Source organism: Streptomyces sp. NPDC056948 (genome assembly GCF_042674225.1).
Lineage (GTDB): Bacteria > Actinomycetota > Actinomycetes > Streptomycetales > Streptomycetaceae > Streptomyces > Streptomyces purpurascens.
The window spans coordinates 1-10,000 of sequence record NZ_JBHUQX010000358.1; the positions used below are offsets into that span (position 1 = coordinate 1).

Here is a 10,000-nt window from a genome sequence, read left to right on the forward strand (position 1 = left end):
CAGTCTGGTGGGATCGTTTATGTTTAAAAGACACAGCAGCAGACGGGGCGCTACCCGCCCCGCCCGCGCCCCTTCGCTCGTTCTCTCGGTTACAGCGCTACGCCCAGCAGCGCGTCCACCGCGCGGGAGACCACCCCGGGTGCGCCGATGTCCGTACCGCCGCTCTCCTCCTGGAGGGCGGCCCAGCGGTCGACCGCGGCGAGCGCGGCCGGGGCGTCCAGGTCGTTCGCCAGGGCCTCGCGGATCTCCTCCACGAGCGCCTCCGCGGGCGGTCCGTCGGGCCGGGACACGGCGGCGCGCCAGCGGCCGAGCCGGGCGAGGGCGTCCTGGAGGACCTGGTCGGTCCACTCCCAGTCGGCGCGGTAGTGATGGGCGAGCAGCGCGAGCCGGATGGCGGCCGGGTCGACGCCGTCGTGCCGGAGCTTGGAGACGAAGACCAGGTTGCCCTTGGACTTGGACATCTTCTCGCCGTCGAGGGCGACCATGCCGGCGTGCACATACGCCTTGGCCATGGGGAACTCGCCGGTGAGGGCCTGGGCGTGCGAGGCGCCCATCTCGTGGTGCGGGAAGGCGAGGTCGGAGCCGCCGCCCTGGATGTCGAAGCCCATGCCGAGGTGGTCGAGGGCGATGGCCACGCACTCGATGTGCCAGCCGGGCCGTCCGCGCCCGAGCGATCCGCCGTCCCAGCTCGGCTCGCCCTCGCGGGCCGCCATCCAGAGCATCGGGTCGAGGGGGTTCTTCTTGCCCGGCCGGTCCGGGTCGCCGCCGCGCTCGGCGGACAGCAGTCGCATCGCCTCGGCGTCGAGGTTCGAGACCTTGCCGAAGTGCGGGTCGGACTCGACGGAGAAGTAGACGTCCCCTTCGAGTTCGTAGGCCGCGCCCGCGTCCCGCAGCCGCTCGACGAGCGGGATGATGCCCGGTATCGCCTCGACGGCGCCTATGTACTGGCGCGGCGGCAGCATCCGCAGGGCCGTCATGTCCTCGCGGAAGAGAACCGTCTCCTTCTCGGCGAGGGCGGCCCAGTCGATACCGTCGCGCTGCGCCCGCTCCAGGAGCGGGTCGTCGACGTCGGTGACGTTCTGGACGTAGTGAACCTGCCGCTTGGTGTCGAGCCACACGCGCTGCACGAGGTCGAACGCGTTGTACGTCGCCGCGTGTCCCAGGTGGGTGGCGTCGTACGGGGTGATGCCGCAGACGTAGATACGGGCGACGGGACCGGGGTCGAGGGTGACCGAACCGCCGGTCGCGGTGTCGTGGATCCTCAGGTCGCGGCCCTGACCAGGCAGGGCGGGGACCTCGGAAGCGGGCCAGGCATGCATGTCATGAGCGTAACCGGACTGAAGTTCCATATACGAATGGGAGCGGTCCGGACGGCCGAGAAGGCGTTCTTGCGCGAGCTCGGCGTCTGTGCTCCTACACGGGTGGCCAGGGAATCGCCGGCCACTCCCCGCTCGGCTCCGGATGCGTCCCCGAGGCGAGCAGCGCACCGACACGCGCGCGTGCGGCGTCGATCTCGGCGGCGGTGATCAGCGGTTCGAGCCGTGCGGTGAGGGCCCCGCCCTCGGCCAGATCCTTCCTGAGGCCCTCGAGGACGTCGGCGGCCTCCCGGGTGAAGGGCTCCCCCGCCCAGCCCCACAGCAGGGTCCGCAGCTTGTTCTCGGCGTTGAAGGTCACCCCGTGGTCGATCCCGTACAACCGCCCCTCGCCGGTGGGCAGCAGGTGCCCGCCCTTGCGGTCGGCGTTGTTGATCACGGCGTCCAGCACCGCGAGCCGCCGCAGCCGCTCGTCGTCGGCGTGCACGAGCAGCGCGGTACGTCCCTCGCCGACCTCGGCGAACCCGATCGCCTTCCAGCCCGGTTCGGGTTCCTCCCCGTCGACGAGCGCGAGCAGCTCGGCGTCCGGCGCCGCCTCGATCCAGAGCTGGCACATGCCCTCGCCGTAGGGGCCGTCGCGCAGCACGGTGGGCGGTACGAGGCCCCAGCCGGTCGCCTCGGAGACCTCGTACGCGGCGACCTCGCGCTGGGCGAGGGTCCCGTCGGGGAAGTCCCACAGGGGCCTCTCCCCGGCGACCGGTTTGTAGATGCAGGCCGCTTCCCGGCCGTCGTACGACACCGTGCAGTACAGGGCGGCGTTGGAGGCGTCACGGATGCGTCCGCGTACGGTGAGTTCGCCCCGGGCGAGCAGCTCGTCGGGGCCGTCAGGAGGCGTCACGCTCCGCGGCGGTATCCGTTCTGGCGCGGACATACGTGTCCTTCCGGGTCGAGCGGGAGGCTGCACAGCGGGCACGGCGGCCGCCCGGCGTTGACGACGTCGAGGGCGCGCTTGGCGAAGGCCCTCGCCTGCGTGCCGGTGAGCCGGACCCGCAGCATCGGCGGCCCGTTCTCCTCGTCCTGGAGCAGCCGCTCCTCGGCCTCGGCGAGGTCCTCCTCGGAGTCGGCGTCGAGCTCGACGAGTGCCTGCGCCTCGACGATCATGAGCTGCTCGTCGCCGTCCCAGGCGAGCGCCATGGTGCCGACCCGGAACTCCTCCTCGACGGGGGTGTCCAGCGGGGCGCTGTCGTTGACCTCCGTCGGTGCGACGGCGGGGACGGAGGCGCTGCCGCCGCTACGGCGTACGACCTCGTCGAGCAGTTCGTCCATGCGCTCGGCGAGCGCGGCGACCTGGGTCTTCTCCAGGGCCACGCTGGTCACCCGGGTGCCGGCTGAAGCCTGGAGGAAGAACGAACGGCGTCCGGGCAGCCCGACCGTACCGGCCACGAAACGCTCCGGATGGTCATAGAGGAACACCTGACGGGACACGTCCTGTCTCCATTGGAATCGTGGGGGCCGTGTGGCAACGGCACTGCTGCGACCGCTTCACCCTACTGCGGCGGACGATCACGGTGCGCCCGCACCACCCCCGACTTGGGCGTCGTCGCCCGGCGGTTCCTCGCGCGGCACCAGGGACGTGAAGTCGCCGGTGTCGCCGAGGCGGACGAGAAACGGTCGCAGTCGTGTGTAACGGATCGCGGTGATGGAACACGGTTCAACGGAAATCCGCTGGAAGAGGTCCAGATGAAGTCCCAGTGCCTCGGCGACGAGCGACTTGATGATGTCGCCGTGCGAGCACATGAGGTAGACGGCGTCGGCGCCGTGGTCGCGCTCCACGCGCGCGTTCCACTCGCGCACGGCCTCGGCGGCACGCGTCTGCATGGCCCGCATCGACTCGCCCCCGGGGAAGGCCGCAGCGGACGGGTGCGCCTGCACCACCTCCATCAGGGGCTCGTCCTTGAGCTCGGCGAGCTTGCGCCCGGACCAGTCGCCGTAGTGGCACTCGCCGATGCGCTCGTCGGTGTGCGGGTTGAGTTCCGGCCGGGCCCGGAGAAGGGGCCCGATCGTCTCCTGGCAGCGCTGGAGCGGGCTGGTGACGATCTCGGCGAGGGGCAGTTCGGCGAGCCGCCCGGGCAGCGCGGCGGCCTGCGCGGCGCCGCGTTCGTCGAGGGCGACACCGGGCGTCCAGCCGGCGAGCAGTCCCTCGGTGTTGGCGGTGGAACGTCCGTGCCGGACCAGGATCAACGTGGGCATGCGATCCAGCGTAGGCGCACGCGCGCGTACGGTGTCGTTCGAGTGACGGGAGACTCGCTTCGTGATCGTCGACTGTGCCATCTACCGCGACGGACAGCGCACGGAGGGGCCGGAGGACTTCTCCGACGCCCTGGGTGAGGCCCGTACGTCGGGCGGTTTCGTGTGGATCGGGCTGCATGAGCCGACGGAGCGCGAATTCGACCATGTCACCCGGGAGTTCGGCCTGCACCCGCTGGCCGTCGAGGACGCCCTCAAGGCCCATCAGCGGCCCAAGCTGGAGGTGTACGACGACTCGCTCTTCGTGGTCCTCAAGCCGGTGGTGTACGAGCCCCGGAGCGACACCGTCTCCACCGGCGAGATCATGATCTTCCTTGGGGACTCGTTCGCGGTCACCGTCCGGCACGGCGAGGGCGCACCGCTCAAGGCCGTACGCCACCGGCTGGAGCAGGAGCCGGAGCTGCTGGGCAACGGCCCCACGTCCGTGCTGTACGCGATCGCCGACGCCGCCGTCGACCACTATCTGGACGTCGCGATCGAGTTGCAGGCCGACCTGGAGGGGCTGGAGACGGAGGTGTTCTCACCGCTGGACGGCGGCTCACGGAACACCGCGTCGCGGATCTACGACTTCAAGCGCCAGGTCCTGGAGTTCCGCCGGGCGACGGGGCCGCTGGCCCTGCCGGTGAGCCGGCTGGCGGGCACGGCGCAGTCCGGCGTGACGGTGCCGTTCGTGGACGACCGGGCCCGGCCCTTCTTCCGGGACGTCAGCGACCACCTCACGCGCGTGAACGAGTCCGTGGAGGGCCTGGACCGGCTGGTGTCCGACATCCTCTCGGCGCATCTGGCGCAGATGAGCGTCCGGCAGAACGACGACATGCGGAAGATCTCCGCCTGGGCGGCCATGGCCGCGATCCCCACGATGGTCGCGGGGATCTACGGCATGAACTTCGAGCACATGCCCGAACTGCGCTGGGAGTGGTCCTACCCGGCTCTCATCATCCTGATGGTCGTCCTGGAGGTGCTGGTGTTCCGCCTGTTCAAGCGCCGGGGGTGGCTGTAGACCGGGTGGTCTCAGGCGAACTCGGGGGCTGTGGAGGCCGGGCCACCGAGGGCGTCACGGCGCTCGGGCATCTCCAGGGACACCATCCGGCGCCAGCCGCCCAGCCGTTCGTACGCGTACACCGCGTGGATGCCCGCCGCGAGCACCGCCGACTTGGCCTTCGACCAGCCCAGGATGCGGCCCATGTTCGCCATGACCGCGAGGCTGACGTCCCGGTAGATCCGGATCTCGGCGAGCGCGCACTCGCGCAGGGTCCGCTGGATGGCCCGGCCGTGGCCCGCGTAGGCGAAGCGCAGCAGTTCCTCGTGGCAGTAGGCGAGGTGGTTGTCCTCGTCGTTGGAGATCTGCTTGACCGCGCGGCCGATGTCGGGGTCGTCCGCGAAGTGCTTGCGGAGCAGGTCCATCTGCTCGGAGGCGCGCTGTTCGGTGACCCTGCTGTGCGAGAGGTACGTGACGACGTCCTGGACCGCGAGCCGCTCGTCACGCTTGAGCTGCTCGTGCGCGAGGCCGATGGCGTTCTTCTCCAGGAGCATCGTGTAGTCGGTCTCCGGCGGGACCGGGACGGGGTCGAGGCCGCGCTTCTTCATCAGGGCGTTGAAGATCCGCCCGTGCTTGTCCTCGTCGGCACCGTGGCGGGTGATCTTGGGGGCGAGTTCTCGCTCGCTCTCCGGGACGAGCGCGGCGATCCGGGCGTTCTCCCAGCCGCCCTGGGACTCGCCGCTCGCGGCGATGGAGCAGAACAGGGCGAAGGACTCGTCGTTGGCGAGGATCTCCTGGAACAGACTCTTGGCCGAAAGCATCGTGGGCACCTCTCCCGCGCGCGTGCGCGTGCTGCAGGATTCCGCAGTTTCCGCAAAGAACGAGTCAAGTGCGGGGTGCGCGGTGCTGCAACAGGTGCGACGGACAACTCCGCCAAATGGAGGACGTAACCGTCGGCGGTTCCTCGCGTTGTTCTGCGTGACGGCCGTGGCGGGGAAGACCCCCCGAGCCCCCACCACGGCCGCAGAAATCTCCGTCGGGCTTCAGCCGTGTCAGGCGAGCCCGGCGCGCTCCAGGGCCTCCGTGCCGGCGCGGAGGGAGGCGATCCGCTCGTCGAGCGTGAAGCCCGCCGGGGCGAGGGTGAGGGTGGTGACGCCGGCCTCCGCGTAGGCCTTCATCCGGTCCGCGATGCGCTCCACGGAACCGAGCAGGGTCGTCTTGTCGATCAGGTCGTGCGGTACGGCGGCCGCGGCGCCCTGCTTGTCGCCGGACAGGTACTTGTCCTGGATCTCGGCTGCTTCCTTCTCGTAGCCCATGCGCTGGGCGAGCTGGTTGTAGAAGTTCTGCTTGCGGCTGCCCATGCCGCCGACGTACAGCGCGGTGTAGGGGCGGAAGGTGTCGGCGAGCGTGGTCACGTCCTTGTCGTCGCCGAGGGCCAGGGGAAGGGTCGGGCAGATGTCGAATCCGTCGAGGGTCTTGCCCGCCTTCTCACGGCCGGCCCGCAGGTACTGGATCGCCGTGTCCTCGAGGTGGTCGGCGGAGGGGAAGATCAGCAGGGCGCCGTCGGCGATCTCGCCGGTCTGCTCGAGGTTCTTCGGGCCGATCGCGGCGATGTAGAGCGGGATGTGCTCGCGCTGCGGGTGCACGGTCAGCTTGAGGGGCTTGCCCGGGCCGCCGGGCAGCGGCAGCGTCCAGTGCTGACCCTCGTACGACAGGCGTTCGCGCGTCATGGCCTTGCGAATGATCTCGACGTACTCACGCGTGCGTGCCAGCGGCTTGTCGAACTTGACGCCGTACCAGCCCTCAGAGACCTGCGGGCCGGAGACGCCGAGGCCGAGCCGGAAGCGGCCGCCGGAGAGCGAGTCGAGGGTGGCGGCCGTCATGGCGGTCATCGCGGGCTGGCGGGCCGGGATCTGGAAGATGGCGGAGCCGACGTCGATCCGTTCGGTCTGGGCGGCGACCCAGGTCAGTACGGTGGCGGCGTCGGATCCATAGGCCTCGGCTGCCCAGCAGACGTCGTATCCGAGCCGGTCGGCCTCCTGGGCGACGGCCAGATTGTCCGCGTCCATGCCGGCACCCCAGTAGCCGAGGTTGATACCGAGCTGCATCCCGATTCCCCTTACCCATCAGTAATGTGCCTTGTCCGCAGACCATAGCGCGCGGAAATCGGTCGTCCACAGCCCCCCACACCGTAGGTTCTGGCCAGTAATCTCGGCGTTCATGGAGCAGAGGCATCTCGGCCGCACCGGCCTTCGTGTGTCGCGGATCGGGCTCGGCACCCTGACCTGGGGGCGCGACACCGACGAGCACGACGCCGCGGACCTGATGAAGACGTTCTGGGAAGCGGGCGGGACCCTCGTCGACACCGCGGACGTGTACGGCGACGGAGAGGCCGAGTACCTGCTCGGCAGGCTGATAGACGGCCTGGTGCCCCGCCGGGACCTGGTCATCTCGACCAAGGCCGGCAGCGTACCGGACCCCGACCGCCGCTTCGACGGCTCCCGTGGCCATCTGCTCTCCGCGCTGGACGCCTCGCTCGCCCGGCTCGGAACCGACTACGTCGACCTGTGGCATGTGCACGCCTTCGACCCGGACACCCCGCTGGAGGAGACCCTCCAGGCCCTGGACCTCGCTGTCTCCGGCGGCCGTGCCCGCTACGCCGCCGTCTCCAACTTCTGCGGCTGGCAACTGGCCAAGGCCGCCACCTGGCAGCTCGCCTCCCCCGGCACCCGGACCCGGCTGGCGGGTACGCAACTGGAGTACTCGCTGCTCCAGCGCGGCGTCGAGCGCGAGGTGCTGCCGGCCGCGCTGGACCTGGGCATCGGCCTGCTGCCGTCCTCCCCACTGGGGCGTGGGGTGCTGACGGGCAAGTACCGGGGCGACACGACTCCGGTGGACTCGCGCGGCGCCTCGGACCACCTCGCCCCGTTCGTCGCGCCGTACCTCGACGACACGGCGAGCCGCATCGTGGACGCCGTGACGACCGCCGCCGACGGCCTCGCGGTGACGCCGCTCCAGGTGGCCCTGGCGTGGGTCCGTGACCGGCCGGGCGTGGCCGCTCCCGTCGTCGGAGCGCGCAACGCGCAGCAGCTCACGGCCGCGTTGTCAGTGGAGGCCCTTAGTCTTCCTGACGAGATCTGCCGGGCGCTCGACGATGTGTCGGCGCCTGTGCACCGCTATCCCGATCACGACTGGAGCACGCTGTGAGCACGGAGCCGGAGACCACGGAGGACGCCGAGCCGGGGAAGCCGACCGGTGGTGCGGAGACCGAGGAGGCCCAGGGGGACGCGGCCGATGCCGGCCAGGTGTCCGAGGCCGAGGCCGAGCTGCGGGCCCAGCAGGCCGAGCGGGAGCGCATCGAGCAGCGGAAGGCCGAGAAGCAGACGCCGATCGAGAGCGGCACCAAGCTGAGCGGCAAGGCCGCCGATCTGCTCGCCGCCGTACGGGCCGTGGAGAGCGGTGAGAAGCCGGCGGCCGCGGTGTTCGAAGAGCCCGCGCCCGCCCCCCGGCGCTCCGCTCCGGAGCCGGTGCGGCGACCGCAGCAGGTGCGGCGACCGCAGCAGGTGCCGGCCGAGACCGTCGTCGCGTCGTCGGCTCCCGCGCCGGAGGCGGTACAGGCCGTGCTGCGGGTGCTCGGCGAGGGCGGCGCCCCGGAGACGCTAGCGCCGCAGGTGGCCGAGGCACTCGGCGAGGGTGCGGACGATCGGCTGCGTGCGGACCCCTGGCAGTTGCTGCGGGTCGCCGGTGTGCGGCCCGAGCAGGCCGACGGGTTCGCGCGGGCGCTGCTCGGCGCCGAGTGCGGCCCGGACGACGAGCGACGGGGCCGGGCCGTGACCGTCTGGCTCCTGGAGCAGGCCGCGCTGGCCGGGCACACCGCCCTGGAGATGCCGGCGCTCCTCGCGGCCCTGGCCCAGCGGGGCGTGCCGGAGCCCGACAGCGCGGTGCAGGACGCGATCGCGGAGGGCGACGCGCTGGTCTTCCAGGACGCCCTGGAGGAGACCGGTGCCAAGGCCCCGACGAAGCAGGACTCGGAGCAGGACGACTCCGAGGAGGACGAGGAGCGCCCGGTCCGCGTCCTGGTCGGTCTCGAGCGGTACGCGCTCGCGGAGGAGAGCCTGGCCGACGGTCTGGCCCGGCTGGTCAACTCGGCGCCCAAGCAGGACGGTTCGGCCGAGGAGTGGGAGGAGGCCGCCGCCGCGGCCCAGGGGTCGGCGGGTGAGCTGCTCCGCGCGGTCGCCGGTCACGGCCTGGTCCTGCACACCGGCGGGGAGGCGTCCCTGGCCGAACCGGCCGCGCTGCTGACCGCCGCACGCTCCCTCGGGCTGCGCGCCTGGGCCGCCACGCACGGCCCGATCGGCCGCACCCGCTTCGCCGCCCTGCTGGGCTCCGGCCCGGACGACGCACCGGATCAGGGCCGCTCCCCCGTCACCACCGTCTCCGGGCTGCTCGCCGGTCTCGAAGGGCCCGGCCGGGATGCCGAGGGGGCCCTGGATCTCGATCTGCTCATCGTGCTCGACGCGCCCCAGCTGGACGTCGAGACGGCGGCGCTGCTGACGGAGTCGCTGCCCGACGGGGCGCGGCTGGTGCTGGCCGGGGACCCGGCGGTGCTGTGGTCCGTGGGGCCGGGGCGGGTGTTCGCGGATCTGCTCGCGGCGCGGATCTGCCCGCAGGTCGCCTCGCGGCGGCCGGATCCCGGGCCGCTGGGCGAGCTGGTCTCGGGCATCGGCATCGGCGAGCTGAACCAGGTCGAGGCCCCCGGCAAGGAGGTCGTGATCGTGCCGGTGCGGGACGCGGGCGAGGCCGTGCACCGGGCGGTGCAGCTCGTCGTCGACTCGGTGCCGCGGGCGATCGGCGTACCGGCCGAGGAGACGCAGGTGATCACTCCGGGGCACGGCGGAGCCGTCGGCACCCGCGCGCTCAACACGGCGTTGAAGGAGCGGCTCAACCCGGGCCCGGGCCGTTTCGGCGGCTTCGACCCCGGTGACCGGATCGTCCACTCCCCCGTGCCGGGCCGTGCGCTGCCGGGCCGTGTGGTGAAGGCGGACGCCGAGGGGCTCCACCTGTCGTGCGAGGGCGAGGCCGTCGTCGTCCCGAAGGAGCGGGTGGAGCAGTCCGTACGGCACGGGTGGGCGCTGACCGCGCACCAGGCGGCGGGAAGCCGGTGGCCCGCGGTGGTCGTGGTGCTGCCCGGCGATGCCGCGCAGGCGCTCAGCAGGCCCTGGGTGTACACGGCGTTCGGGCGGGCCGACCGCCATCTGTCCGTGGTGCACGGCGTGGAACAGGCGTTGCCCAGGGCCGTGGCCGAGGTTCCGGCGAAGCCCCGGACGACCCGGCTTCCGGTGCTGCTCGCTCCGCAGGTCGACGGCGGCTGACAACGGCGGTGGTCACGGGGCCGTCCCCG

The 10,000-nt window shown here is 71.7% G+C and carries 9 protein-coding genes; 3 read left to right on the plus strand and 6 right to left on the minus strand.

Translation table 11 applies throughout. The features are described from left to right. Window positions 1-89: 89 nt before the first annotated feature. The 4 genes from mshC to ACFTZL_RS34030 form a co-directional block, all read right to left on the minus strand. The gene (mshC, locus tag ACFTZL_RS34015) at window positions 90-1,319 is read right to left on the minus strand and encodes a cysteine--1-D-myo-inosityl 2-amino-2-deoxy-alpha-D-glucopyranoside ligase (RefSeq protein WP_382590863.1); all 1,230 of its coding nucleotides are present in this window, start codon (window positions 1,317-1,319) and stop codon (window positions 90-92) included. 94 nt (window positions 1,320-1,413) lie between these two features. Beyond that, the gene (locus ACFTZL_RS34020; RefSeq protein WP_382590866.1) at window positions 1,414-2,244 is read right to left on the minus strand and encodes an SCO1664 family protein; all 831 of its coding nucleotides are present in this window, start codon (window positions 2,242-2,244) and stop codon (window positions 1,414-1,416) included. Further along, window positions 2,208-2,798: a DUF3090 domain-containing protein gene (locus ACFTZL_RS34025; RefSeq protein ID WP_382590869.1), complete on the minus strand. Its 591-nt coding sequence runs from the start codon at window positions 2,796-2,798 to the stop codon at window positions 2,208-2,210. The genes ACFTZL_RS34020 and ACFTZL_RS34025 overlap by 37 nt, the downstream gene beginning before the upstream one ends. Window positions 2,799-2,876: 78 nt before the next feature. Then, the gene (locus ACFTZL_RS34030; protein WP_382590872.1) at window positions 2,877-3,563 is read right to left on the minus strand and encodes a histidine phosphatase family protein; all 687 of its coding nucleotides are present in this window, start codon (window positions 3,561-3,563) and stop codon (window positions 2,877-2,879) included. A 61-nt stretch (window positions 3,564-3,624) separates the two neighbouring features. On the opposite strand from ACFTZL_RS34030, the gene corA reads away from it, so the two are divergent. Beyond that, window positions 3,625-4,620 carry a magnesium/cobalt transporter CorA gene (gene corA / locus ACFTZL_RS34035; protein ID WP_382590875.1) on the plus strand — a complete coding sequence of 332 codons (996 nt, stop codon included), beginning with the start codon at window positions 3,625-3,627 and terminating at the stop codon, window positions 4,618-4,620. Window positions 4,621-4,631: 11 nt separating this feature from the next. Here corA and ACFTZL_RS34040 read toward each other — a convergent pair whose 3' ends face one another. Both ACFTZL_RS34040 and ACFTZL_RS34045 read right to left on the minus strand, forming a co-directional pair. Further along, entirely contained in the window at window positions 4,632-5,420 is a 789-nt protein-coding gene (locus tag ACFTZL_RS34040) for a ferritin-like domain-containing protein (RefSeq protein WP_382590878.1), read from the minus strand. Window positions 5,421-5,651: 231 nt separating this feature from the next. Then, window positions 5,652-6,707, minus strand: coding sequence for an LLM class F420-dependent oxidoreductase (locus ACFTZL_RS34045; protein WP_382590881.1), 1,056 nt, complete (start codon window positions 6,705-6,707; stop codon window positions 5,652-5,654). A gap of 112 nt (window positions 6,708-6,819) precedes the next feature. On the opposite strand from ACFTZL_RS34045, the gene ACFTZL_RS34050 reads away from it, so the two are divergent. Beyond that, a complete protein-coding gene (locus ACFTZL_RS34050) occupies window positions 6,820-7,806 on the plus strand; it encodes an aldo/keto reductase (RefSeq protein WP_382590884.1) in 987 nt (328 codons plus the stop codon). Beyond that, window positions 7,803-9,971: a helix-hairpin-helix domain-containing protein gene (locus ACFTZL_RS34055; RefSeq protein ID WP_382590887.1), complete on the plus strand. Its 2,169-nt coding sequence runs from the start codon at window positions 7,803-7,805 to the stop codon at window positions 9,969-9,971. Before ACFTZL_RS34050 ends, ACFTZL_RS34055 begins: the two co-directional genes overlap by 4 nt. The last annotated feature ends 29 nt before the right edge of the window (window positions 9,972-10,000 follow it).

What these genes read in the sequence shown, in the direction of transcription:
- mshC (WP_382590863.1), bottom strand. Translation starts at nt 1,319, where the DNA reads ATGCATGCCTGGCCCGCTTCCGAGGTCCCCGCCCTGCCTGGTCAGGGC.
- ACFTZL_RS34020 (WP_382590866.1), bottom strand. Translation starts at nt 2,244, where the DNA reads ATGTCCGCGCCAGAACGGATACCGCCGCGGAGCGTGACGCCTCCTGAC.
- ACFTZL_RS34030 (WP_382590872.1), bottom strand. Translation starts at nt 3,563, where the DNA reads ATGCCCACGTTGATCCTGGTCCGGCACGGACGTTCCACCGCCAACACC.
- ACFTZL_RS34040 (WP_382590878.1), bottom strand. Translation starts at nt 5,420, where the DNA reads ATGCTTTCGGCCAAGAGTCTGTTCCAGGAGATCCTCGCCAACGACGAG.
- ACFTZL_RS34045 (WP_382590881.1), bottom strand. Translation starts at nt 6,707, where the DNA reads ATGCAGCTCGGTATCAACCTCGGCTACTGGGGTGCCGGCATGGACGCG.
- ACFTZL_RS34050 (WP_382590884.1), top strand. Translation starts at nt 6,820, where the DNA reads ATGGAGCAGAGGCATCTCGGCCGCACCGGCCTTCGTGTGTCGCGGATC.